The 25,314-nt window shown below is 66.5% G+C and carries 18 protein-coding genes and 2 tRNA genes; 11 read left to right on the top strand and 9 right to left on the bottom strand.

All coding sequences use genetic code 11. From position 1 onward, the window contains the following. The 3 genes from NIBR502771_RS12995 to NIBR502771_RS12985 all read left to right on the top strand — a co-directional run bounded on the left by NIBR502771_RS12995 (position 1) and on the right by NIBR502771_RS12985 (position 4,141). Positions 1 to 729 (top strand): response regulator transcription factor, encoded by a 729-nt coding sequence (locus NIBR502771_RS12995; protein ID WP_210411216.1) that lies wholly within the window; start codon positions 1 to 3, stop codon positions 727 to 729. Between the two features lie 101 nt (positions 730 to 830). Then, positions 831 to 1,607 carry an ABC transporter ATP-binding protein gene (locus NIBR502771_RS12990; protein ID WP_141160117.1) on the top strand — a complete coding sequence of 259 codons (777 nt, stop codon included), beginning with the start codon at positions 831 to 833 and terminating at the stop codon, positions 1,605 to 1,607. A 2-nt stretch (positions 1,608 to 1,609) separates the two neighbouring features. Beyond that, a complete protein-coding gene (locus NIBR502771_RS12985) occupies positions 1,610 to 4,141 on the top strand; it encodes an FtsX-like permease family protein (RefSeq protein WP_141160116.1) in 2,532 nt (843 codons plus the stop codon). Between the two features lie 88 nt (positions 4,142 to 4,229). On the opposite strand, the gene metG is transcribed toward NIBR502771_RS12985, so the two are convergent. The 8 genes from metG to ilvD form a co-directional block, all read right to left on the bottom strand. Beyond that, entirely contained in the window at positions 4,230 to 5,789 is a 1,560-nt protein-coding gene (gene metG / locus NIBR502771_RS12980; RefSeq protein ID WP_141160115.1) for a methionine--tRNA ligase, read from the bottom strand. A 36-nt stretch (positions 5,790 to 5,825) separates the two neighbouring features. Further along, positions 5,826 to 6,581, bottom strand: coding sequence for an ABC transporter ATP-binding protein (locus NIBR502771_RS12975; protein WP_141160114.1), 756 nt, complete (start codon positions 6,579 to 6,581; stop codon positions 5,826 to 5,828). Continuing rightward, the gene (locus tag NIBR502771_RS12970) at positions 6,578 to 9,376 is read right to left on the bottom strand and encodes an ABC transporter permease (RefSeq protein WP_141160113.1); all 2,799 of its coding nucleotides are present in this window, start codon (positions 9,374 to 9,376) and stop codon (positions 6,578 to 6,580) included. Before NIBR502771_RS12970 ends, NIBR502771_RS12975 begins: the two co-directional genes overlap by 4 nt. Positions 9,377 to 9,592: 216 nt before the next feature. After that, positions 9,593 to 11,182, bottom strand: a complete 1,590-nt coding sequence (serA, locus tag NIBR502771_RS12965) for a phosphoglycerate dehydrogenase (protein WP_141160112.1) — start codon at positions 11,180 to 11,182, stop codon at positions 9,593 to 9,595. Positions 11,183 to 11,302: 120 nt separating this feature from the next. Next, positions 11,303 to 12,328, bottom strand: a complete 1,026-nt coding sequence (gene ilvC / locus NIBR502771_RS12960; RefSeq protein ID WP_141160111.1) for a ketol-acid reductoisomerase — start codon at positions 12,326 to 12,328, stop codon at positions 11,303 to 11,305. 84 nt (positions 12,329 to 12,412) lie between these two features. Further along, complete coding sequence (gene ilvN / locus NIBR502771_RS12955; RefSeq protein ID WP_141160110.1) at positions 12,413 to 12,925, bottom strand: acetolactate synthase small subunit; 513 nt, start codon at positions 12,923 to 12,925, stop codon at positions 12,413 to 12,415. A gap of 2 nt (positions 12,926 to 12,927) precedes the next feature. After that, entirely contained in the window at positions 12,928 to 14,835 is a 1,908-nt protein-coding gene (locus NIBR502771_RS12950) for an acetolactate synthase large subunit (RefSeq protein WP_141160109.1), read from the bottom strand. Positions 14,836 to 15,216: 381 nt separating this feature from the next. Beyond that, positions 15,217 to 16,935: a dihydroxy-acid dehydratase gene (ilvD, locus tag NIBR502771_RS12945; protein WP_141160108.1), complete on the bottom strand. Its 1,719-nt coding sequence runs from the start codon at positions 16,933 to 16,935 to the stop codon at positions 15,217 to 15,219. A 258-nt stretch (positions 16,936 to 17,193) separates the two neighbouring features. Between ilvD and NIBR502771_RS12940 the strand changes: the two genes are divergently transcribed. The 3 genes from NIBR502771_RS12940 to NIBR502771_RS12930 all read left to right on the top strand — a co-directional run bounded on the left by NIBR502771_RS12940 (position 17,194) and on the right by NIBR502771_RS12930 (position 19,555). Further along, a complete protein-coding gene (locus NIBR502771_RS12940; protein WP_141160107.1) occupies positions 17,194 to 18,213 on the top strand; it encodes a hypothetical protein in 1,020 nt (339 codons plus the stop codon). 118 nt (positions 18,214 to 18,331) lie between these two features. After that, a complete protein-coding gene (locus NIBR502771_RS12935; RefSeq protein ID WP_246839663.1) occupies positions 18,332 to 19,366 on the top strand; it encodes a sorbosone dehydrogenase family protein in 1,035 nt (344 codons plus the stop codon). Between the two features lie 113 nt (positions 19,367 to 19,479). Then, a tRNA-Lys gene (locus tag NIBR502771_RS12930) sits at positions 19,480 to 19,555 on the top strand. Positions 19,556 to 19,714: 159 nt separating this feature from the next. Here the strand turns inward: NIBR502771_RS12930 and NIBR502771_RS12925 are convergent. After that, complete coding sequence (locus NIBR502771_RS12925; RefSeq protein WP_141161545.1) at positions 19,715 to 20,173, bottom strand: MarR family winged helix-turn-helix transcriptional regulator; 459 nt, start codon at positions 20,171 to 20,173, stop codon at positions 19,715 to 19,717. Positions 20,174 to 20,269: 96 nt separating this feature from the next. On the opposite strand from NIBR502771_RS12925, the gene bcp reads away from it, so the two are divergent. From bcp to NIBR502771_RS12900, 5 genes are all read left to right on the top strand, one after another. Continuing rightward, a complete protein-coding gene (gene bcp / locus NIBR502771_RS12920; RefSeq protein WP_141160105.1) occupies positions 20,270 to 20,743 on the top strand; it encodes a thioredoxin-dependent thiol peroxidase in 474 nt (157 codons plus the stop codon). A gap of 95 nt (positions 20,744 to 20,838) precedes the next feature. Beyond that, positions 20,839 to 20,920: transfer RNA gene (locus tag NIBR502771_RS12915), tRNA-Leu, on the top strand. A 234-nt stretch (positions 20,921 to 21,154) separates the two neighbouring features. Then, positions 21,155 to 21,859, top strand: a complete 705-nt coding sequence (locus tag NIBR502771_RS12910) for a fasciclin domain-containing protein (RefSeq protein WP_141160104.1) — start codon at positions 21,155 to 21,157, stop codon at positions 21,857 to 21,859. Between the two features lie 162 nt (positions 21,860 to 22,021). After that, on the top strand, positions 22,022 to 23,689 hold the full coding sequence (locus NIBR502771_RS12905; protein ID WP_246839662.1) for an ABC transporter substrate-binding protein: 1,668 nt from the start codon (positions 22,022 to 22,024) through the stop codon (positions 23,687 to 23,689). 79 nt (positions 23,690 to 23,768) lie between these two features. Further along, the gene (locus NIBR502771_RS12900; RefSeq protein WP_141160103.1) at positions 23,769 to 25,271 is read left to right on the top strand and encodes a malate:quinone oxidoreductase; all 1,503 of its coding nucleotides are present in this window, start codon (positions 23,769 to 23,771) and stop codon (positions 25,269 to 25,271) included. Positions 25,272 to 25,314: the final 43 nt, after the last annotated feature.

The following is a 25,314-nucleotide window of genomic DNA, read 5'->3' as shown; positions in this document are numbered from 1 at the left end:
ATGACTTTGACAGTAGAACGCGACGCTGCGTCCCCGATCCGGGTGGCGCTGGTCGATGACCAGCAACTCGTGCGCTCGGGATTGGGCATGCTGATCAATTCCCAGCCGGACCTTGACGTCGTGGCCGAGGCGGGCAACGGCCTCGAAGCACTCCAAGCCCTCGGCGCGGCAGCCGCCGACGTTGTCCTGATGGATGTGCGCATGCCGGGGATGGATGGCATTGAAGCCACCCGCCAGCTCATGGAACGCGCTGCTGCCGCTCCTGCCGGGTCCGCCAGGGCTGACCTTCGCGTTGTCGTCCTGACAACGTTCGACCTGGACGAGTATGCGCTGGCTGCCATCCAGGCCGGAGCCAGCGGCTTCCTGCTCAAGGACGCTCCGCCGGAGGAACTGCTGGACGCCATCCGGACGGTGCACCGCGGCGACGCCGTCATCGCGCCCTCCACCACCCGCCGGCTCCTGGACCACGTCGCGCCGCTGCTGCGCGCCCAGGGCAACGAACGCCCCGAAGACTACGCGGCCGTCGCACGGCTCACGGCCCGCGAGCGCGAAGTGTTCACCCTCATGGCACACGGGCGTTCCAATCCTGAGATCGCGGCAGGCCTGTTCGTCTCCGAAGCGACCGTCAAAACCCACGTGGGGCATATCCTGGCCAAACTGGGGGCGCGGGACCGGGTCCAGGCTGTCGTGATCGCCTACGAGACCGGCGTGGTCACCCCTGGAGGGTAGTTCCCGCAGCACCAAGGTCAGACCTGGGTATGAGCCTGCCGCCGGCAGGACCAGACCACCGGGCGATCCCCCGGCACGGTGGCCCGCCATAGCGTGGAACCATGACAACTTCCATGCATGCCCACCCTGCTTTGAACAGGGGAAACGCCGCTTCCTCCCCCGCCGTCCAGGCGCTGTCCCTCACCAGGAACTACGGCCGCGGCGCTACCCGGGTCAGCGCCCTGCGCGAGGTCAGCGTCAACTTCGACGCAGGCCGCTTCACCGCCATCATGGGACCCTCCGGCTCAGGCAAGTCGACCCTGATGCACTGCCTCGCCGGCCTGGATACCGCCGACTCCGGCCAGATCCTGGTGGGTGGGACGGACATCACGGCCTTGAATGACAAGCAGCTCACCACGCTTCGCCGCGACCGGATCGGTTTCGTCTTCCAGGCCTTCAACCTCGTGCCCACCCTGACCGCTGAACAAAACATCACCCTGCCGCTGGCACTGGCAAGCAAGGCCACCGATGCCGCCTGGTTCGACACGGTGGTTGCCACGCTTGGCCTCAGGGACAGGCTCCGGCACCGGCCGCACGAGCTTTCCGGCGGCCAGCAGCAGCGGGTGGCCGTGGCCCGGGCCCTGCTGACCCGGCCCGACGTCGTGTTCGGGGATGAACCCACCGGCAACCTTGATTCAACGGCTGGTGGCGAGGTCCTGGCACTGCTGCGCCGCAGCAGCCGGGAAATGGGCCAGACGATCATCATGGTCACCCACGATCCGGTGGCGGCCAGCTACGCCGACCGGGTGGTCCTGATGAGTGACGGCGGCCTGGTAGGCGAGATCGCCGAGCCCACAGCCGGGTCCGTCCTCGCTGCCCTCGGCAAGCTGGGAGGCTGAGCATGCTGCGCGTTGCCCTCTCGCAATTCCAGTCCCACAGCCGCCGGTTCATTGCCGTCGGCCTGGCAGTGATGCTGTCAGTGGCCTTCCTGTCCACCACCCTGATGGTTGGGGCCAGCACCCGGGCGTCGCTGGGCGCCAGCCTCGGCGAGGCCTACAGCAAGGCAGGCCTCGTCGCGCTCCCGGACACGGGGACCTTCGATGATGCCGCCCTGGCAGCGGTCCGTGCCGTGCCTGGCGTGACGGAGGCCTACGGCCGGCTGCAGGCCTACGCGGAGTTCACCGCCGGCGGCCAGGAGGTGTCCGCCCAGGCCCGGAACCTTGCGCCTGCGGCCCTGGAAACCGCCGCCGTGACCGACGGCGTCCTTCCGGAACGTGCTGACGGCGTCGCCGTGGACGGGGCCACGGCCGCCCGCTACGGGCTGCAGGTCGGCGACCCACTGCTCCTCAGGGGGCCGGACGGCGCCGTAACGGTGGCGATGACCGTCACCGGGATCCTGCGCGGCAGCAACGACCCCTTCGCCTCTGCCCTCCCCCAGGTCCTCGCGGGGACACCGGCCGTCAGCGCACTGGCAGCGGGGACACCGGGCCCGGGAGCCGGGACGGGCGATGCCGCCGGATACGGGAGCATCCAGCTCGCCCTGGCCCCGGGTGCGGACGCCGCCGAAGCCGGCCGGAACGTACTGGCAGCCCTTGCGGTCTCCGGCACCGGCGCCCAGGTCAAAACCGCGGACGAGCAGGTTACCGCCCAGGTGGCGATGATGACCGGAGGCCAGGACGAACTGACAATCATCCTGCTGGCTTTCGCGGGCGTGGCCCTGCTGGTCTCCGGCCTGGTGGTGTCCAACACCTTCGCGGTGCTGGTGGCGCAGCGCACCAGGGAACTGGCGCTGCTCAGGTGCCTGGGCGCGGGCCGGAGCCAGGTGCGCAGCTCGGTCCTGGCCGAAGCCCTGGTGGTGGGCCTGGTGTCGTCCGCGGCGGGCGTGCTCGCCGCGGTTGGCCTGATGGCAGCCCTGATCGGCTGGGCCGGGACGCAGCCGGACATGGCCTTCGCCACCATGGCCGTCCCGCCGTCGTCCGTCATCGCGGGGCTGGCAGTGGGTACTTTGCTGACCGTGGGCGCCGCCTTGGTTCCGGCGAAGGCGGCCACGGCCGTGGCTCCGCTTGCTGCACTCCGGCCGGCTGACGATGCCGGAATCGGGAACCGGCGCGGCCGCGTGCGGCTGGTCCTGGGCCTTGGCGCCCTGGCCCTCGGCGTCCCGCTGCTGGCGTTCGGCGCCGCGGCAGTGATGCTGGTGGTGGCTTTTGCCGGCGGCGTGCTGTCGTTCGTCGGAGTCCTGCTCTGCGCCACCCTGTTCGTGCCCCAACTGGTGGGCCTCTCGGGACGGCTGGCTGCCCCTGCAGGTGTACCCGGGAAGCTGGCAGCGCTCAATGCCGTCCGCAACCCGGCCCGGACCTCCGTCACTGCTGCCGCCCTGCTGATCGGCGTCACGCTCGTGTCCCTGATGATGACCGGGGCCGCCACGGCCCGCCAGGCATTTGACGACGCCCTCGCCGGGACTTACCCCGTGGATATGGCCCTTACCGGGGATGCACTGACAGACGCTGGGCGTGATGCAGCAGCACGGGTGGACGGCGTCGCAGCTGCAGCCCTGCTGCCGGCAGCAGGCATCATGCGCGCCGGGGACATGGAAGGTCCCGTCTACGCCCTTGACGCGGCGGAGGCCGGCCAGTTGCTCCGTGACACTACGATCACCCTGGAGCCGGGCAGGATCTACCTGCCGGAAGGCTCCCCGGCCGGCTCCGTTGAGGTCAACGGCACTGCCGGAACGGTCACTTTGGAAGCCGTGGTGCTGCGGACCCGCAACATCCCGGCCCTGGTGTCCACCGACACCGCCCGCCGGTTTGGCCCGCTGCGGGGAGTTTCCTCAGCAGACACCGCAGGAACCGATGTCACCGGACCGGCGGCAAGCGCCATCTGGCTGCGCCTTGCGGACGCTCCGGCCAACGGGCCGCTGTCCGCGGACCGGATCAGGGACATCCAGTCCGCTGTTGCCGGGGCAGCAGGCGTGTCTGTCGGAGCCGTCAGTGGTGCCGCCATAGAACGCGTCACCTTCAATGAAGTCATCGACGTACTGCTCCTGGTGGTGACCGGCCTGCTGGGGGTGGCGGTGCTGATCGCGCTGATCGGGGTGGCAAACACCCTGTCGCTGTCCGTGCTCGAACGGACCAGGGAGAACTCCCTGCTCCGGGCGCTGGGCCTTACCAAAGGCCAGTTGCGGGGGATGCTTGCCCTTGAAGCGGCCCTGGTGGCCGGCGTCGCGGCGCTTCTCGGCGCTGCGCTGGGAACCCTGTACGGGTGGCTGGGCGCCAGGTCTGCCCTCGGCAGCCTGGCCGAGGTCACGCCTTCCGTCCCCTGGCTGCAACTGCTGGGCGTGCTGGCGGTGGCCGTCGTCGCCGGCCTGCTCGCGTCGGTCATTCCTGCCCGGCGGGCGGCACGGCTGTCACCCGTCCAGGGGATCGCCGCCGCCTAGCGGCCTCGGCGCCCAAGGCTCCCGGAACGGAAAAGGGGCAGGTGCCGCGGAAACCCGCGGCACCTGCCCCTCTGCGCGCGCCGAAACCTCAGGCTTCGGCAGGTTCCTCGAACTTCGGGAAGACGGGGGCGGGGGCGGGCAGTGCGGTGCCGGGCACGATGGGGGTGGCGATTGCCGCGAACTGCCTGGACCCGCCGTCGGCCTGGCCCAGCGCGTCCAGCAGCTTGGCGGATGCGCCGGGCATGACCGGCTGCGCCAGGATGGCCACGATCCGCAGGACCTCCAGCGTCACGTAGAGCACGGTGTTCATGCGCTCGACGTCGGTCTTCCGCAGCACCCAGGGCGCCTGCTCGGCGAAGTAGGCGTTGGTGTGGTGCAGCACGCCCCAGATGGCCTCCAGGGCCCGGCTGAACTCCTGCTTGTCGAAGGCGGCGCGGGCGGCGTCCAGCAGGCCGTTGGCCTGGTCAAGGATGGCCTGGTCTGCAGCCGTGAACTCCCCGGGGGTGGGTACCGCGGCGTCACAGTTCTTCGCCACCATGGACAGGGACCGCTGGGCCAGGTTGCCGAAGTTGTTCGCGAGGTCCGCGTTCATCCGGCCCACGATGGCCTCGTGGTTGTAGCTGCCGTCGGCGCCGAACGGGACCTCGCGCAGGAAGAAGAACCGCACCTGGTCCAGGCCGTAGCGGGCCACGAAGTCCGCCGGCGCCACCACGTTGCCCAGGGACTTGGACATCTTGACCCCGTTGTTGTGCAGGAAGCCGTGGATCATCACGCGCTTGGGCAGTTCCAGCCCGGCACTCATCAGGAAGGCGGGCCAGTAGATGGCGTGGAACCGGGAGATGTCCTTGCCGATGATGTGGACGTCGGCGGGCCAGTACTTCCGGAACTTCTCCGAGTCCACATCCGGGTAGCCGACGCCGGTGAGGTAGTTGGTCAGCGCATCCACCCAGACATACATGACGTGCTTGTCGTTGCCGGGCACGGGAACGCCCCAGTCGAACGTGGTGCGGCTGATGGACAGGTCCTCCAGGCCGCGCTTGACGAAGCTGATGACCTCGTTGAACCGGTACTGGGGTGCACCGAACTCCGGGTGGGATTCATACAGTGCCAGCAGCTTGTCCTGGTAGGCGGAGAGCCGGAAGAAGTAGCTCTCCTCCGCCGTCCACGTCACTTCGGTGTCCGTCTCTTTCGAGTAGCGCACGCCGTCGTCCTTCACCACCGTCTCATCCTCGGCGTAGAAGGCCTCGTCCCGGACGGAGTACCAGCCCTCGTACTTGTCGAGGTAGATGTCGCCGTTGGCTTCCATCTTCTTCCAGATGGCCTGCGAGGCCGCGTAGTGGTCTTCGTCGGTGGTGCGGATGAAGCGGTCGTAGCTGATGCCCAGGTCGGAATGCGCAGCCTTGTAGACCTCTGCGTTCCGGTCCACCAGTTCCTTGGGCGTGATGCCTTCCTTCTCCGCGGTCTGGGCAATTTTCATGCCGTGCTCGTCGGTGCCGGTCAGGAACATCACGTCATAGCCGTCCAGCCGCTTGAAGCGCGCCATGGCGTCGGTGGCAATGTACTCGTAGGCGTGCCCGATGTGCGGTACGCCGTTGGGGTAGGTGATGGCCGTGGTGATGTAGAACGGCGTTTTCTCTGGAGCAGTCACGGTGCGGACGGTTACCTTCGGTGCGGGGTGGGCGGACTAGATCAGTTCTGTCAGGGTATCGCTCAGGCGGACCAGCTCGTGGTCGTGCGAGGCCACCAGGACGGCGATGCCGTCGGAGGTGGTGTCCTTCAGGATGCTGATGATGCGGTTGGCGGAGGCACGGTCCAGGGAAGCGGTGGGCTCATCCACCACCAGGACCCGGGTGCCGAGGATCAGGGCCCGGGCAATGGCCACGCGCTGCCGCTCACCGCCGGAGAGCTGTGCGGGACGGTGCCGCATGCGGCGGCCCAGGCCCACCAGGTCCAGCAGGTCCTTGGCCATGTCGCGGCGCTGGTCCACCTCGCCGTCGGGAACGGCAGGCAGGAGGACGTTCTCCAGGGCGCTCATGCCGTCGATCAGGGCACCGCCCTGGTCGACGTAACCGATCAGGGCACGACGGCGGTCGGCGATTTCGTCGTCGCCCATGCTTTCGAGCGAATCACCTTCCCAGAACACCCGGCCCGACGTCGGCAGGGTAAGTCCCGCCCCGACGGTCAGGATGCTGGTCTTGCCGGAGCCGCTTCGGCCGGCGACGCAGTGCATCTCACCGGCGTGCAGGGTCAGGTCGAAACCTTCCACCACGCTCACGGCCTCGGCGCCGCCCTTTCCGCCGCCGTAGCGGATGGTGATGTCGCGCATCTCCAGCGGGGTGGCGTGGTCAGCCGACTTGACGATGGTGTTGGCCCGGGTCTGCAGGGGGACCTCGTTGGAGCCGCTCCTGCGGCTCCGCTGGACGTTCGTCGGGTTTGTCATTGGACCACTTTCGTTGCAATCGGTATCCAGCAAATTACAGCCACCAGCCCGGCCACGGCAGCCCAGATGGCTGCATAGGGGGCCAGCAGCAGGCCGATGCCCAGGGCGCCCAGCACGCCCAGCGGCAGGGCCACGGTTCCCACCAGTGCGTTCTCGAACAACCGCACCTGGCGGAGCATGTCCGGGTTCCAGCCCATGGCCTGGAGGATGCCCAGGTACTGGCGTTTGGCGTTGAGCTCGAACCGGCCCGTCACCAGGGTCAGGACCAGCCCCACTGCCACGCCGGACAGTGCCAGCAGGATGCTTGGGAGCGTCACGCTGGCGGCGGCCAGGCCGCTCAATGCGCTGGCACCGGCGGCGCGGGGAATGTCGATCAGGAGGGCAATCAGGCCGCCCACTGCCGCGCCGAAGACACCGACCGCGACGGCGAGCGACAAGGTGTTGAACTTGTTGGTGCTCAGCTGCCGGTTGGCGAAGGTGAGCGGCGAATCGACGGGGATGAGGCGTTCGTCGTGCTGCGGTTCCTGGTCGATCACGTCGCGGTGGCGCAGCTGCCGGGCGGCGAACAGCGCTGCAGCACAGTAGAGCACCAGGACGGCGGCGCACACCAGTGCGGTGGCCAGACTCCAGCTCAGCAGGCTCAGCACGATGCCCGCGGCGGCAAGCAGCACGGCCCCGACGCCGAATTCCTCGAGTACCCAGCTTCGGATCCGGCGCTGGGTCCAGCCCATGGCCCGCAGGGTTCCGGCCTCACTGCGGCGTTTACGGATGTAGCTCACAGTCGAGGCGCCGGTGAGGAGTGCCGCCCCGCACAGCGTCAGGAACAGGAGGGTGATGTTGGTTCCCGAAAGTGCCCCCGCCACGGCCTCCGCGGCATTCTGGCGGACCCAGGACTGCTGGACCGTGCCGAGAGCCGATTCCTTTCCGGCGCCGTCCTTGGAGTAGCCGGGAACGAAGATGCTGGTGTCCTCACGGGCGGAACCCGCCACCACGGTGGCGTCAAGGCCCATGTCCCGGATCTGCGCGGCGAGCTTCTCCACCTCAGGCTGGGCGTCCTTCCAGCTGCCCGGCGCCTCGGCGCGGACGCGGACGGCATCGATGACGGCGGCGTTCTGCTTGTAGCCGCGCGCGGCGGCGAGTCCGTAGAAGTCCGTGATGGCACCGGCGGACTGGCTGGCCAGTCCGGTGGCGCTGAGCGACGGCTTCAGCTCCGCGGCTGGAACGTCCTTGCCGGAGGCGTCCTTCGTCAGGGTAAACGGGGTGGGATCGTAGCCGCCCAGCGGCAGCTTGTTGACGTCGCCGGAGGCGGCCTCCACCGCGGCGGGGTCGAACGTACCGTAGACCATGGGCAGCGGCTGCGCAGACTGCTGCTGGCCGGTGGGCAGGTTGTCGCGGTAGGACCGCTCGTCAACCGGATTGCGCTGGGTCTGGTCGACCGGCGCGCCGTTGGACGCCTTGTCGGGAAGTCGGTTGACGGTGACCCAATCCCCGGGAACTGCCGTCTTGTCCACGGCACCGTTGGACGCGGTGTCTCCGTCTGTGTACTTGGGGGCGCCGGCGAAATTGGTGCTCCACTTGGCCGGAGTGTACAGGCCCGGGTTGAAGTTGCCGGTGGCGCCCAGCAGCGAGGAGTGGTCGGTCGAACCCGGCCAGGACAACACGAAGGGGTCCTTGGAAACAAACGGCAGGTAATCCTTGCCCAGGGATTTCGAGACGGTGCCGACGTCCTTGACGACCTTGCCGGCGTCGTCAATTTCCTCGATCTTGACGTTGTACTTCAGGTCCAGCGAGGTGCCGGAGCGCACGATCAGCGGTACCGCCTGCGAACCGGTGGTCAGCTGGCCGTTGCGCTTGGCCTGCTGGTACTGGGTCATCAGGGGCGCCCAGTACTTGAGCTTAACGCCCAGGAAGTCGGGGCCTTCCTTGAGCTGGTCCATGCTGATGCCGCTCGTGAAGAGGCCTTCCAGGTAGCGGCCCACGGCGCCGGCGTCGCGGGCATCAGCCGGCGGCGCCTTCTCCAGCGGAGCCAGGAAGTCGCCGGCGGAACCGAGGAGCGCCCGCTCGGCGGCAGGGTCCACGGCCACGACGGATTCGGTGACCTCGGGGGCCATCGGGAGTGCCACGGAGAGGTTGAAGAGGTTGTGCTCGGACCCGCCGGCGGGCGCAGGGAACTTGATGCCCGTCTCCCCTGCCGGCGCGGCGATGCGGATGCTGCTGCCGCCGGCGGCCTTCTCCTCGACGAGCTTCGCCTTGCCCAGCGTGCCCTCGGCCGTGGTCTTGAACAGGGTTTGCTCGGAGTTCCCGTCGGAGCTCACGGCGCTGGCGGTGAGGCGGTACTTCTTGGCGGCATCGGTCAGGACGGACTCCGCTGCCGGCCACTTGTCCGGGGCGGTGGCGCCGGCGGCCTGGTCCGCCGTGGCGGTGCCGGCCAGTCCGGCGTTGTAGCCCAGGTAATCCATGGCGTCGAGGCGGGGCGTCTCCAGGTTCTGGGTGACGCGCGAGACCAGGCTGATGGGGGCAGCCACGGACGTGCCGGACAGCTTCCGGATGGAGTCCAGCTGGTCGAAGCCGATGCCGCCCGCGCCGTTGGCGATTTCGGGCTGCAGCAGCGCCCCGGAGGGCGCCTTGGCCTGGACCAGGATGTCGTAGAGCCCCCTCGAGTTTTCATCGACCGTCCGGTTGAGCGCAGCCTGTGACTGGCTTTGGACGACGACCGACAAGCACATGGCTGCGATCAAGATGGCCGCGGTCAACAGCAGCACCCTGCTTCTGATGAACCTCTGGACGGCGTTCATGGAACTCCCTGAAACCTGGATTGCGTGCGCGCACTTCCGTCCCCCGGGCAGGCGTGGGCAATGACGGACGGATGTGCAAAAGGTATTGGCCGGCCTGCCGGCTACGGTCCTGAATAAGGACCCAGCCATTGTAAGCAGACCGGCCAATCATACGTGGATCCGCCGGGTCATACCCCCGCGGAGGAGCGGCTACGGCGTTTCGGCCGGTGTGTCGCGCTAGTCTTCCAGGTCCACTTCCCGGACCATCTCGGCGCCGATACCTGCCTTGATGGCGTCCAGCACCTGCTGCGGAACGGAGCTGTCGATGGTCAGCAGGGCGAGGACCTTGCCGCCCTCATCGGAGCGCGCAACCTGCATGCCGGCGATGTTGATGTTGTTCATGCCCAGGATGTGGCCGATGGTTCCGATCACGCCCGGCCGGTCGGTGTAGGCAACCACCACGAGGTGCTCGCTGATGGGGATTTCCACCTCGAACCCGTTGATGCCCACCAGCTTCTCGATCTGCTTGGGGCCGGTCAGGGTGCCCGCCACGGAGATCTGGCTGCCGTCGCTGAGGGCGCCGCGCAGGGTCAGGACGTTGCGGTACGACTCAGTGTCGGGGGTGGTGATGAGGCGGACATTGATGCCGCGCTGCTCGGCGATGACGGGTGCGTTGACGTAGGAGACCTGCTCGGTCACCACATCGGCGAAGATGCCCTTCAGCGCGGCGAGTTCAAGCACCTTGACGTCGAGCGAGGAGATTTCGCCGGCAACTTCGACGTCGAACTGGGTCAGGGAGGCGTGGGTCAGGGCGGTGAAGATGCGGCCCAGCTTCTCGATCAGCGGGATGCCCGGGCGGACGTCGGGGGCGATGACGCCGCCGGCGACGTTGACGGCGTCCGGCACGAGCTCGCCGGCGAGGGCCAGGCGGACGGACTTGGCCACGGAGACGCCGGCCTTTTCCTGTGCTTCGTCCGTGGAGGCGCCCAGGTGGGGGGTGACCACGACGTTGTCGAGCTTGAAGAACGGCAGGTCGGTGCTGGGTTCCTTGGCGAAGACGTCCACGCCGGCGCCGGCGATTTCGCCGTCCTGCAGGGCCGTGAAGAGTGCTTCTTCATCAACGAGGCCACCACGGGCGACGTTGACCACGTAGGCGGTCGACTTCATCTTCTTGAACGCGTCCGCGCCCAGCATGCCCACGGTCTCGGGAGTCTTGGGCATGTGGATGGTGATGAAGTCGGACTGTGCCAGGAGTTCGTCCAGGGTGACCAGCTGCACGCCGAGCTGCGCGGCACGGGCGGAGGTGATGTAGGGATCGTAGGCAAGGATCTTGGTGTCGAAGCCCTTGAGGCGGGCTGCCACCAGGGCGCCGATGCGGCCCAGGCCGATGATGCCGATCTTCTTTTCGAACAGTTCGATGCCGGTGTACTTGGAGCGCTTCCATTCGCCGTCCTTGAGGGCGGCGCTGGCCTGCGGGATGTGGCGGGCCAGGCTGAGGATGTGGCCCACGGTGAGTTCGGCGGCGGACACGATGTTGGACGTGGGGGCGTTGACCACCATCACGCCTGCCTGGGTTGCGGCCTTGATGTCCACATTGTCCAGGCCCACCCCGGCGCGCGCGATGACCTTCAGGTTCTTGGCCGCGGCGATCGCTTCGGCGTCCACCTGGGTGGCGGAGCGGACCAGGATGGCGTCTACGTCGCTGATCGCCGAGAGCAGCTGGGAACGGTCTGCGCCGTCGGTCTGTCGGATTTCAAAGTCCGGGCCAAGGGCCTCGACGGTGGCGGGGGAAAGTTCTTCGGCGAGCAGTACTACGGGTTTTGACACGGCTGATCCTCTGCGTTGCAGTCCTGGGGATGGAAACAAGTCTAGGCGGACGGAAAGGCCGGGCTCACATTGTTAAGTGTGAACCCGGCCTCACCATTGGGTAAAAGCGGCGCGGCAGCCTTAGCGGGCCGCGGAGCCTTCCACGTAGTCCACGTCCTGCTGCTGCCAGGAGAACAGGGAGCGCAGCTCGCGGCCAACGGCCTCGATGGGGTGCTGCTCGGCCTTGGCGCGCAGTTCCTTGAACTCGACGGCGCCGTTGTCCTGGTCCTCGATGAAGCGCTTGGCAAACGCACCGGACTGGATGTCGGCCAGGACGGCCTTCATGTTTTCCTTCACCTCGGGGGTGATGACGCGCGGGCCGGAGACGTAGTCGCCGTATTCTGCCGTGTCGGAGACGCTCCAGCGCTGCTTGGCGATGCCGCCTTCCCACATGAGGTCGACGATGAGCTTGAGCTCGTGCAGTACCTCGAAGTAGGCGATCTGCGGCTGGTAGCCGGCTTCGGTGAGGGTCTCGAAACCGTACTGGACCAGCTGGGAAACACCGCCGCACAGTACGGCCTGCTCACCGAAGAGGTCCGTTTCGGTCTCTTCGGTGAAGGTGGTCTTGATGACGCCGGCGCGGGTGCCGCCGATGGCCTTGGCGTACGACTTGGCCAGCTCCCAGGCGTTGCCGGATGCGTCCTGCTCCACGGCGATGATGTCCGGGATGCCGCGGCCGGCTTCGAACTCGCGGCGCACGGTGTGGCCCGGAGCCTTCGGGGCGATCAGGATGACGTCGACGCCCTCCGGAGCCTGGATGTAGCCGAAGCGGATGTTGAAGCCGTGGGCGAAGGCCAGGGCCTTGCCGGGGGTCAGCTTGTCCTTGATGGAGTCGTTGTAAATGGCGCGCTGGTGCTGGTCCGGTGCCAGGATCATGATGACGTCGGCCCATTCGGCGGCGTCGGCGACGTTCTTGACCGTGAAGCCGGCGTCCTCGGCCTTGGCGGTCGACTTGGAGCCGTCCTTCAGCGCGATGACGACCTCGACGCCGGAATCGCGCAGGTTGAGCGCGTGGGCGTGGCCCTGGGAACCGTAGCCAACGATGGCAACCTTGCGGCCCTGGATGATCGACAGGTCGGCGTCATCGTCGTAAAACATTTCAGTCACTTGCGTAACTCCTCTTGAGTGGTTGTAGATAGTGGTCTTGCGGTGCTGCGGTTACGGGCGCGTGGTCCCGCCTGGAGGCAATGCCTAGGCGGAGCGGAGCGCCCGGTCACTCATGGAGCGGGATCCCCGTCCAACGGCCAGGGTGCCGGACTGCACAATTTCGCGGATGCCGAAGGGCTCCAGCACTGAAAGCAGGGCTGTGAGCTTTTCGGGATGGCCGGTGGCCTCGATGACGACGGAGTCGGTGGATACGTCGACCACTGAGGCGCGGAACAGGTCTGCGGCCTGGGTTACCTGCAGGCGTGTTGCGGCATCCGCACGTACCTTGACCAGGATGTGGTCGCGCTGTACGGAAGATTCGGGGGTGAGCTCAACGATCTTGATGACGTTCACCAGCTTGTTGAGCTGCTTGGTGACCTGTTCGATCAGGTCGCCGTCGGCGTCGACCACCACCGTCATGCGGGACACGCCCGGCACTTCGGTGGGGCCAACGGCCAGGGAGTTGATGTTGAAGGCGCGCCGGGCAAAGAGGCTGGCCACGCGGGTCAGGACGCCGGGCTTGTCCTCAACCAGGACGGAAAGTGTGTGGCGGGTCATGCTCAGTCTTCCTCTTCCCATTCCGGGGTCATGTTGCGGGCAACCTGGATCTGGTCGTTGCTCACGCCGGCGGGCACCATTGGCCACACCATGGAGTTGGGGCTCACCACGAAGTCGATGACCACGGGGCGGTCGTTGATTTCGAGGGCCTTCTGGATGGTGGCATCGATGTCTTCCTCCCGTTCAACCCGGAACGACGCGCAGCCATAGGCCTCCCCCAGCTTGACGAAATCCGGGATGCGGACCGTGTCATGGCCGGTATTGAGGTCGGTGTTGGAGTAGCGGCCCTCGTAGAAGAGGGTCTGCCACTGCCGCACCATGCCCAGCGAGGAGTTGTTGATAACAGCCACCTTGATGGGGATTTTATTGATGGCGCAGGTGGCCAGCTCCTGGTTGGTCATCTGGAAGCAGCCGTCACCGTCGATGGCCCAGACCACGCGGTCCGGGTTGCCCACCTTCGCGCCCATGGCCGCCGGGACGGCGTATCCCATGGTGCCGGCGCCGCCCGAGTTCAGCCAGGCGTGCGGGCGTTCGTACTTGATGAACTGGGCGGCCCACATCTGGTGCTGGCCGACGCCTGCCACGTACACTCCGTCGGGGCCGGTCAGCTCACCGATCCGCTTAATAACCTTCTGCGGTGCGATCAATCCGTCGTCCGGTTCCGTCCAGCCCAGCGGGTAGGTTTCCTTGAGGTTGTTCAGGAAAGCCCACCAGGTGGTGAGGTCCGGGGTTCCGGAAGCCTCGAACTGGCTGCGCACGGCCTCGGTCAGTTCCGGGATGATCTCCTTGACGGACCCAACGATGGGAACGTCAGCGGTGCGGTTCTTGGAAATTTCCGCAGGATCGATGTCGGCGTGGATGACCTTGGCGTTGGGCGCGAAGGTCTTCAGCACGCCGGTAACGCGGTCATCGAAGCGCGCGCCGAGCGTGATGAGCAGGTCGGACTGCTGCAGGGCCGTAACGGCGGAAACGCTGCCGTGCATGCCGGGCATTCCGACGTGCTGCGGGTGGGAGTCCGGGAACGCGCCCTTGGCCATCAGGGTGGTCACCACCGGCGCGCCGGTGGCTTCGGCGAGGGCGAGCAGCTCGGCCGAGGCGTGCGCCTTGACCACGCCGCCGCCCACGTACAGGACAGGCTTGGTGGAGGCAGCAATGAGTTTGGCCGCTTCGCGGACCTGCTTGTTGTGGCCGCGGGTCACCGGCCGGTAGCCCGGCAGGTCGATTTTCGGGGGCCAGGAGAAAGTCATCTGGCCCACCTGGGCATCCTTGGCAACGTCCACCAGCACGGGACCGGGGCGGCCGGTGGAGGCCAGGTGGAAGGCCTCTGCCATGACGTGCGGGATGTCGTTGGGGTCTGTTACCAGGAAGGAATGCTTGGTAATGGGCATCGTGATACCCACGATGTCGGCTTCCTGGAAGGCATCGGTGCCGATCACGCCGCTGGAAACCTGGCCGGTGATGGCCACCAGGGGCACGGAGTCCATGTGGGCATCCATGATGGCGGTAACGAGGTTGGTGGCCCCGGGGCCCGAGGTGGCGATGCAGACGCCAACCCGCCCGGTGACCATGGCGTAGCCTTGCGCGGCGTGGCCGGCTCCCTGTTCGTGACGGACCAGCACGTGGTTCATGGTGGAGGCCATCAGGGGGTCGTAGGTGGGCAGGATCGCGCCACCAGGCAAACCGAAAATGTCGTCGACGCCGAGTTCTTCGAGCGAGCGGACGATTGCTTGCGAGCCGGTCATCACCGTCGGGGGTACGACGTTGTTCGGCCCAAGGACAGGAGAGGCGGCAGCAAGGTCGGCGACGACGGCGGCGTGGTCAGCCGTCCGGTCGGCGCGTTCCGGAGCCTTGGAGGCTCCAGCGGACTTGGTGGCCATCAGCGAGGGGCTGATGGGCGATCCTTTGCTCATCGGACTCTTCCTTGTGGATCTTCTCTGGTTTTGGAACTGGTTTGGAACGGTGGGAATAAAAAAACCCCTCGGCCTGGCGGCTTGGTGAGGGGTTTGCGCGTGACTGTTTCGTTACCAGGGGCTAATGTGCCACGCGCTTGGTAAGGACGACGACGATGCCGGCGGTAACGAAAGTCATGCGTTCAGTTTTCCCTCTTGGCGAGACGGGTGTCAACGAGCGACCACCCCATCTCACCATGTGGACTTCATTGTCCACGGATTGACCCTACCCCAAACTTCCGGCGCGGACGCCGTCAGCCCGGGGGCCCCTCGGGTCAACCCTTATTAAGCCCTTCCGCCTCTGGCGGGGATCTTCCCCACGGGAGACCTCAGGAACTCGAGTCAGCCGGTCCAGGCGCCCTGGCTGGCGCTGTGGACCAGCTTGGCGTACTTGGCGAGCACACCCTTGGTGTACCTGGCCGGCAGCGGCTCCCAGCCCACCTTGCGGGCCTCGAGCTCGGCCTCATCCACCAGCAGGTCAAAGGTGCGCGCGGCGATGTCCACCCGGATCCTGTCGCCGTCCTGCACGAAGGCGATGGGGCCGCCGTCGACCGCTTCCGGTGCCACGTGGCCGATGCACAGGCCGGTGGTGCCGCCGGAGAAGCGGCCGTCGGTTAGGAGCAGGACGTCCTTGCCGAGTCCCGCGCCCTTGATGGCACCGGTGATGGCGAGCATTTCGCGCATGCCGGGCCCGCCCTTGGGACCTTCGTAGCGGATGACGACGACGTCGCCGGCCTTGATCCCGCCGTTGTCGAGGGCATCCAGGGCGCCCTGCTCCCGTTCGAAAACACGGGCGGTCCCCTCGAAGACGTCGGCGTCGAAGCCTGCACTCTTGACCACGGCGCCTTCCGGGGCAATGGAGCCGTGCAGGATGGTGATGCCGCCGGTTTTATGGATCGGGTTGTCCAGGGCGCGCAGGATCTTGCCGTCAACGTCCGGCGGGTTGATCGCATCGAGGTTTTCGGCGACGGTCTTGCCCGTGACGGTGAGGCAGTCGCCGTGCAGCAGGCCGGCGTCGAGCAGGGCCTTCATGATGACGGGCACGCCGCCGATCCTGTCGACGTCGGTCATGACGTAGCGGCCGAAGGGCTTGAGGTCGCCCAGGTGCGGGATCCTGTCGCCGATGCGGTTGAAGTCGTCGAGGCTCAGTTCGACCTCGGCTTCCCGCGCGATGGCCAGCAGGTGGAGGACGGCGTTGGTGGAGCCGCCGAACGCCATGGTGACGGCGATGGCATTTTCGAAGGCCTTCCTGGTCATGATGTCCCGGGCGGTGATGCCAAGGCGCAGCAGGTTGACCACAGCCTCACCGGACTTGCGGGCAAATTCATCACGACGGCGGTCTGCCGAGGGCGGGGCGGCCGAGCCGGGCAGGGACATGCCCAGGGCCTCGCCGATGCAGGCCATGGTGTTGGCCGTATACATCCCGCCGCAGGCGCCTTCGCCGGGGCAGATGGCCTTTTCGATGCGGGTGAGGTCCTCCATGCTCATCTTGCCGGCCGCGCAGGCGCCCACCGCTTCGAAAGCGTCAATGAGGGTGACTTCCTTTTCCGAGCCGTCCTCCAGCTTGACCCAGCCGGGCATGATGGACCCGGCGTAGAGGAACACGCTTGCAAGGTCAAGCCGCGCCGCTGCCATGAGCATGCCGGGCAAGGACTTGTCGCAGCCGGCCAGCAGGACGGAGCCGTCGATCCGCTCGGCCTGCATGACGGTCTCGACGGAGTCGGCGATGACTTCGCGGGATACCAGGGAGAAGTGCATGCCCTCGTGGCCCATGGAGATCCCGTCAGACACCGATATGGTGCCGAACTGCATCGGGAAGCCGCCTCCCGCGTGGACACCCTCCTTGGCGCCCTGGGCCAACCGGTTCAGCGAGAGGTTGCAGGGGGTGATCTCGTTCCAGGAACTGGCCACGCCCACCTGCGGTTTCACGAAGTCGTCATCACCCATCCCAACGGCCCGGAACATGCCGCGGGCGGGGGCCGCATGGATGCCATCGGTGACGACGCGGCTGCGGGGCTTGATGTCCGGTTTGTTCCCGGCTGTGGTCTGGGCGTCAGTCATAGGGGAAAGTCTAGGACCCGATCGGTGGCTGGAACGACCCTCCGGCGCCCCAAGGTTCGGAAACTCCTGAAATTCCCGCCAAATAACTGGACAGGCATCCCCATCAGTGGGTTTACGGCTGCCTCATGGCGCGCGGATGCCTCCCCGTCCTGTTTCCAGCGGGTCCTCCCCCATGCCCGCGGCATCTCTGGACAGCAGTGGCCACCCCACGTAGCGTCGGGGAAAGGACACCAATCCACCTGTATCGAAGGGCCTGCCATGGACATTGTTTTCTGGATCATCCTCATCGTCGTCATCGTCGCCGTCGTGTGGTGGCTGCTCAGACGCAACAAGTTCTCCACCGCTCCAGGAGGCCCGGCAGCCGGCGCAAAGACTGACGCTCCCCGTGCCGACGGAGCCCTGGAAGGGGGCAGCGCTGCAGCCTCCGCCGCTGCTGCGGGTACCACCGGCATCCCCACAGCGGCCGGGTTCGGCAAAGCCGCAGAGCCGGCCGCACCCGTTACTGCGGAAGAACCCGCGGAATCCTCCGCCTCGGCCGCGGCCGAGGCACCGGTTTCCGCCCCAACCCAGGATGTGACATCCAGCTCTGTCGCCCCGGAGGACTCCGGCATTTCCCGGACGGGCACTTCGGCCGGCACCGGAGCGCACGTTGACCGCCGGGATGGGGACCAACCCGCAGACCAGGCTGAATGGGAAACCCAGTGGTCCGAAGCCGGCAACGCGGGCTCCCGGTCCGGATCGTCAATTTCCGGTGCACCGGCCGCTGCGCAGCACGAACCGTCGGAGCCGGGCGCCGGAACTGAAGCGGTGTCCGGACAGGCCGCGGCAGGTGCCCGGCCGGTCCACCATAACGAGTACACGGCAGCACACGCCCCCACGCTTCCCGGCGCAGAAACGGCGGCCGTGGAGGGCGTGGAAGATGCCGGGACGGCCGAAACCCTGGACCGGACCCAGTCCTCCGCGCTGGTGGAAAACGGGGCGGACCACCACCAGCAGCCTTCCGGGCCGGGACAGGACTTCGCCCAGGCACAGGGCACAGTGGCCGTCGAACCTGGCGGACACCTGGCTGCCGATGAGCCTTACGGAGAAGGATCAGCCGCACCGGGCCCCGACGGAAGTGGACCGGCGGACTACACGGTCAAGGGCGACGCTACCGCGATGGTGTACTACGAAGAAGGACATCCGGACTATGAGCAGACCCGGGCGGAAGTCTGGTTTGAATCTGCCGCGCATGCGGAGGCCGCGGGCTTCCGCGCTCCACGGCGCAAACGGCTCTGAGAGGGTGAAGGCCTGCCGCATAGCGGCGGGCCTTTCCTGTCTGTCCGCGTGCCTTGTGCTGGCCGGCTGCACGGGCGCACCGCAGCCGCCCGCTCCGGGCACGGAGTCGGCGGCCGGCATGACAACCCCGGGAGCCGCCGTCGCCAGCCCGGCTCCCCCGGCCACGCAATCAGCCGCAACAAGTCCCGTCCCTGCCGCGCCCGTGGTTCAGGAACGGTTGGAACTGCAGTTGGACACGCCCTGGGCAGCGGTGTTCCTCCCGGACGGCACCGCCGTCATTTCCGAGCGCGGGACCGCCCTCCTGAAAACTGTCCGTGATGGCCGGGCCGCAACCCTCGGGAAAGTGCCTGGCGTGGCACCCGCAGGAGAGGGAGGCCTGCTGGGGCTTGCACTGTCCCCGCAGTTCGACGCCGACCACTACCTCTACGCCTACCTGACCACGCAGGATGACAACCGGGTGGTCCGGTTCACCGTCGATGCCGGCGCGGGCGGTTCCCTGTCAATGGGGCTCCCCCAAACCGTGTTTTCCGGAATTCCAAAAGCCGGCACCCACAACGGAGGAAGGATCCGGTTCGGCCCGGACGGTTTCCTCTACGTGGGCACCGGAGACGCGCAGCGACGCGAGCAGGCCCAGGACCCCACGGCCCTTGGCGGCAAGATCCTCCGACTCCGCGCTGACGGCAGCCCTGCGCCCGGCAACCCGTTCGGAAACGCGGTATACAGCCTGGGCCACCGAAATGTGCAGGGCCTGGCGTGGGACGATACAGGCAGGCTGTGGGCCAGCGAGTTCGGCCCGGATGTGGATGATGAGCTCAACCTGATCCTTCCGGGGGCCAACTACGGCTGGCCGGAAGTCACCGGGGCACCGCACCGCGCCGGGTTCCAGGACGCGAAAGTCGTCTGGCCCTCCACGCGCGATTCCTCGCCCAGCGGGCTGGAGATAACCGGCGGAATTGCCTACCTGGGTGCGCTCCGGGGCGAACGGCTTTGGGCTGTGCCGCTCCAGGCGGAGGAAGCCGGCACTCCTGTGGCCTATTTCACAGGAGAGTACGGCAGGATCAGGGACGTCATCCGGGCACCCGGCGGGAGCCTGTGGCTGCTCACGAACGGCGAAAACCCTGATTTCGCGCTGGTTTTGCGGCCCCTGCACTGAATCAGGAACCTTCGGAACGGCCGATTTCACTTGCACCGAAAGTTCGTGTAGAGTTTCATGTCGTTGCGGAGATCAACGGGAAAGAAAAAGCCCGGGGATGGAAGCAAAAAGATGCACCTCTAGCTCAATTGGCAGAGCAATTGACTCTTAATCAATGGGTTCCGGGTTCAAGTCCCGGGGGGTGCACCACTGGGAAAACAGCCTCCGGCTTTGTGGAAACACAAGCCGGGGGCTGTTTTGTTTTCTGCCCCATTATCGGAATTATCGGGCGCGGCGCACAAAAAAGCGCGGCGCCGGCTTTCGGGAAGCCAGGCCGCGCTTTTCTTACGCGGGCTGCCGCATGAACGATTACTTGGCAGCGTTGTCCATCAGGGCGCCGGCATTGCTGGGAGTCGTGGAGAACTGGCTGGCCAGTTCCCGGACTACTGCCTTCAGCTCCTGACGCAGCAGATCAGGGTCAATAGAGGAGGATGCGAGGACGGAGCGCTCCATCTCCACGGCCTGGGCAACGGCTTCCTTGCCCTGCTCGGTCAGGGAAACCACGTGGCTCCTGCGGTCCGAGGTGCTGCGGACCCGGGCGATGTGGCCGTGGGACTCAAGCCGGCTGAGGGTCTTCCCCATGGTCTGGGCCTGCACGCGCACGTACTGGGCAAGCTGGGCCTGGGTCATGGGCCCCTGCGCGGCAAGGACCTCGATGGCGATAACACCGGCATGGGTGAGGCCGATGGCGCCCAGTTTTTCGTTCCAGGAGTGCTCAACGAGTCGCGCAGCAGTGGACAGAAGGCGCCCTGTGGGCCAGTGATCCATATCAGGCATAGCAGCAAGTATAGCCAAATGCCGATTAGCACTCGCCCCACCTGCTTACTAGGCTGTTGTGTCCCGCCCGCAACAAGGAGAAAAACAATGGCTGAAAGACTCGTTACCGGCGACAAGGCCCCCGCTTTCACCCTGCAGGATTCCACCGGCAAGGACGTCAGCCTGGCTCCCCGCCCCGGCCGCTCCACCATCGTCTACTTCTACCCCGCGGCCTCCACCCCGGGCTGCACCAAGGAAGCCTGCGATTTCCGGGACAGCCTGTCATCCCTGCAGGCCGCCGGCTACGACGTCCTTGGCATCTCCCCCGACCCGGTCGAAAAACTGGCAAAGTTCGCCGCACATGAGTCGCTGACCTTCCCACTGCTCTCCGACGCTGACCACGCCGTGGCGGAGGCCTACGGCGCCTGGGGCGAAAAGAAAAACTACGGCAAGACCTACGAAGGCCTGATCCGCTCCACCATCGTGGTGGACCCGGACGGCAACGTGGCGCTGGCCCAATACAACGTCCGGGCCACCGGCCACGTGGCCAAACTCAGGCGGGACCTCAGCCTGGACTCCTGACCCGGCCACGGCCCGCCGGAGACCCCGCCCGACGCAACGCTACAATGGACTCTGGCATCCGCCGTCGAACGCTTCGCGTTCAGCCGGCAAGCCTTGCGCGAGTGGTGAAATTGGCAGACACGCAGGATTTAGGTTCCTGTGCCTTCGGGCGTGGGGGTTCAAGTCCCCCCTTGCGCACACTGGGAATCCCCCGGCTCCGGCCGGGGGATTCCTGCGTTAAAGGACGAACGTTGGCTGCCGCCCCATTCGTGCCCCGACTAGAAAAATCCATGGATCACCCATCCGCCGCGGCCCACCCGGCGAATAGCCATTGAGACACCAGCCAAGGGCAGGTGCTTACCCCCATAGTCAGACTGCAAGCCGCGGACACGCTCCAAGGGCAGCAGGCTCAACGATCCAAGGAGTACTGAAATGCAGACCTTCAAGCGCACCACTTTCACCGTCGCAGGCGTTGCAGCGGCCGCTCTGCTCAGCCTCACCGCCTGCGGCGGCTCCGGCAGCACTTCCGGGTCGTCGGCGTCCTCGGCGCCGATGTCATCCGCCCCCAGCTCCAGCATGGCGTCCCCGTCCAGCTCCAGCATGGCTTCGCCGTCCGCAGGTTCCTCGATGGGCGCCATGAACCCGGCAGCAAACCTGGTTGGCCCCGGCTGCGCCGCCTACGCCAAGCAGGTACCCACCGGCGCAGGCTCGGTAGAGGGCATGGCGCTGGATCCGGTGGCCGTGGCAGCCTCCAACAACCCCATCCTCACCACGCTCACCGCGGCGGTGTCCGGCAAGTTGAACCCCAAGGTGAACCTGGTTGACACGCTCAACGGTGGCGAATTCACCGTCTTCGCGCCCGTGGACGACGCCTTCAAGAAGATCGACCCCGCCACCATTGAAACCCTGAAGACAGACGACGCCCTGCTGAGCAAGATCCTCACCTACCACGTGGTTCCCGGCCAGATCACCCCTGACAAGATCGCCGGTACGCACGCCACGGTAGAGGGCGGCTCCGTCACGGTCACCGGCAGCGGCGACAACCTCAAGGTGGACAACGCCAACGTGGTCTGCGGTGGCGTCAAGACCAAGAATGCCACCGTCTACCTGGTCGACTCGGTCCTCATGCCCAAGTAGGCCCCACCAGACCCCCACACAGGGCCGGGCCCGCCACTTCAACCGGCGGGCCCGGCCCTGGCGCGTCACAGGCTGGCCTGGGGCCGGCCACGGGCGCCGTCCCCTAGACTGGATTCCGGCCCGCATGCGGCGGAGCCGGCAGCATCCAGAGGTGATAAACGAGTGCCCAGCAGTACATCGCGGCGGACGGTCATCAAGGCCGGCGCCGTCCTCATGGCGCTGGGCGTTACGTCGTGCACAGGGCTGCCGTCCCCCTCCCCCACCTCCGGCACTCCCAGTTCCCCGCCGGCTGAGCCGCAGGCCACCTTCAATTTCGGCACCGCGGCGCAGCCCCTGGGGCTGGACCCGGCCCTGTCCAACGATGTGGAGTCCCAGCGGATCACCCGGCAGATCCTCGAAGGCCTGGTGGGGGTTGACCAGACTACCGGCAAGCCCACTCCGCTGCTGGCGACGGAATGGAACGAATCCAACGAGGGCCGCACCTACACCTTCAAGCTCCGCACCGGGGTCACCTTCCAGGACGGCACCCCTTTCAACGCCGACGCCGTCTGCACCAACTTCAACCGTTGGTTCGCTTTCCCTGCCGAGCTGCGGAAGCAGGCACCGGGCAGCTCCTTCAAGGGCGTATTCAAGGCACACTCCGACGAGCCCGGGCTGTCGATCTTCAAGAGCTGCACCGCGTTGGCCCCGGACACGGTCCAGATCGACCTCACGCAGCGATTCACCGCCTTCCTGCCGGCGCTGACCCTTCCGGCCTTTGCCATGGCCTCCCCGGCAGCCCTCGCCTCCGGCAAAGCGGACGTCCTGGACCAGAACCGGGGCGGCCAGGCCATGTCAGCCTTCGCCACGAACCCCGTCGGCACCGGCCCCTTCTCCCTTGCCGCCTGGGGCACCGACAACGTCACCCTGGCCAGCAACCCGGCCTACTGGGGTGACCGCGGCCAGATCGCCACCATCAACTTCCTGGCCTACAACCACCCCCAGACCCGCCTGCAGGCACTGCTGGACGGCAAGATCGATGGCTACGACGCCGTGACCGTGGGGAACTTCGACCAGCTGGTCAAGCGCGGCAAGCAAATCGTGCAGCGCGACCCGTTCTCGGTGATGTACGTGGGCTTGAACCAGGACGTCCCGATCCTCCAGAACCAGAAGATCCGGCAGGCGGTGGAGCTTGCGATCGACAAGGAGACGTTGATCCGGAAGTTCTTTATCGACAACACCGCCAAGGCCACACAGTTTGTTCCGCCCAAGATCAGCGGGTTCAACAACGACGCACCTGAACTCGGGCACGATCCTGCCAAGGCAAAGGACTACCTGAAGGAGGGCGGCTACGCCGGGGAAGAACTGAAGTTCTATTACCCCCTCAACGTCACCCGCCCGTACCTGCCCACGCCCGAAAAGGTGTACGCCGAACTCAGCCGGCAGCTCACCGCCGTCGGCTTCAACATCAGGCCCGTGCCCGTTGACTGGTCCAACGGCTACCTCCAGAAGGTCCAGTCTGCCGGCGACCATGCCCTCCACATCCTTGGCTGGAACGGGTCCTATTCGGACGCGGACAACTTCGTCGGGCCACTCTTCGGGGAGAAGAACGGCGAGTTCGGGTACCAGGATCCCCAGGTCTTCTCGAAGATCAACCGGGCACGCGGGCTTCCTGAAGGGAAGGAGCGGGATGACCTTTATCACACCATCAACACCCAGATCGCCGCGACGGTGCCGGCTGTTCCCATCGCCTTCCCCATCTCCGCACTTGCACTCTCGGACCGCGTGCTCAGCTACCCGGCGTCGCCTGTCTTAAATGAAGTTTTCACGAAGGTGCAGCTAAAGCCTTGACGGCCCGGGCCAATTTCAGTAAGAGGGCCGGGCGGGGATATTCTGTGACAGCCAGAGCCGCTGCAATCGGAGACTGATCGTGACCTTCATTTCCAAGACCCCACACGCCGACGTTGTCCTGATAGGCGGCGGCATCATGAGCGCCACGCTGGGGGCATTCCTCAAGCAGTTGGAGCCGGACTGGACCATCTCCCTGTTCGAGCGGCTGGACCAGCCCGGCCTGGAAAGCTCGGACCCCTGGAACAACGCAGGAACGGGCCACGCCGCCCTCTGCGAACTGAACTACTCGCCCGCGGCCAAAGACGGCTCGGTCAGCCCCGCCAAGGCGCTGCTCATCAACGAACAGTTCCAGCTTTCCCGCCAGTTCTGGTCCCACCTGGTGGACAACAGCCTGATTGGTTCGCCCAAGGGCTTCATCAACACCGTCCCGCACATGAGCTTCGTGATCGGCGAAGACCACACCCGCTTCCTGAAGACCCGGTACGAGGCACTGAAGCCCCACCCGTTGTTCCGGAGCATGGAGTACTCAGAGGACCACGCCCAGATCGCCAAATGGGCACCGCTGATCGTCAAGGGCCGCGACCCCCAGCAGCGCATTGCGGCCACCCGCGCGGCCGAGGGCACCGACGTCGACTTCGGCGCACTGACCCGTGAACTGACCACGTACCTTGGTAACAACGGCGTCGAAATCAACTACGGCCACGACGTTACCGGGATCTCCCGCGCGTCCGACGGCGGCTGGGACCTGGCGCTGAAGTACCCCAAGTCGGGCGAGCACGGCAAGATCCACGCCAAATTCGTCTTTGTCGGCGCCGGCGGCGGCGCCCTGCACCTGCTTCAGGCCTCCGGCATCCCCGAAAGCAAGGGCTACGGCGGGTTTCCCGTCTCCGGCCAGTTCTTCCGCTGCACGGACGAGACCATCGCCGCCCAGCACAGCGCCAAGGTCTACGGCCAGGCCTCCGTGGGTGCGCCGCCCATGTCCGTTCCGCACCTGGATACCCGCTACGTCAACGGGAAGCGCTCGCTCCTGTTCGGCCCGTATGCAGGCTTCTCCACCAACTTCCTGAAGAACGGCTCGTACCTGGACCTGCCCCTGTCCATCCGCCCCGGCAACATCATTCCGATGCTCGCCGTTGCCAAGGACAACATGGACCTCACCGCCTACCTGGTCAAGGAAGTGGTCAAGCGCCACGACCAGAAGGTGGAGGCACTGCGCGAGTACTACCCGGAGGCAAAGGGCAGCGACTGGGAACTCATCACCGCCGGCCAGCGTGTACAGATCATCAAGAAAGACCCGCAAAAGGGCGGCATCCTCCAGTTCGGCACTGAAGTGATTGCCGGCCGCGACGGCTCCATCGGTGCGCTCCTGGGCGCTTCGCCGGGGGCGTCCACCGCTGTCCCCATCATGATCGAGCTGCTCCAGAAGACGTTCCCCAAGAACTTCAAGGGCTGGCAGTCCAAGCTCAAGGACATGATGCCCGGCTATGGGGTGAAGCTGGATGAGAATCCGGACCTCGCCGCGGAACTGGAACGGGCCACGGCCAAGTCCCTCCAGCTGGAGAGCGTTTCCGCCAGCCGCTGACCCTGCCGGGGCCAGCGGCTGGCACCCCCAGGGCATGTACCAG

This window comes from Pseudarthrobacter sp. NIBRBAC000502771 (assembly GCF_006517215.1).
Classification (GTDB): Bacteria; Actinomycetota; Actinomycetes; order Actinomycetales; family Micrococcaceae; genus Arthrobacter; species Arthrobacter niigatensis.
This window is presented reverse-complemented; position numbering and strand designations above follow the sequence as displayed.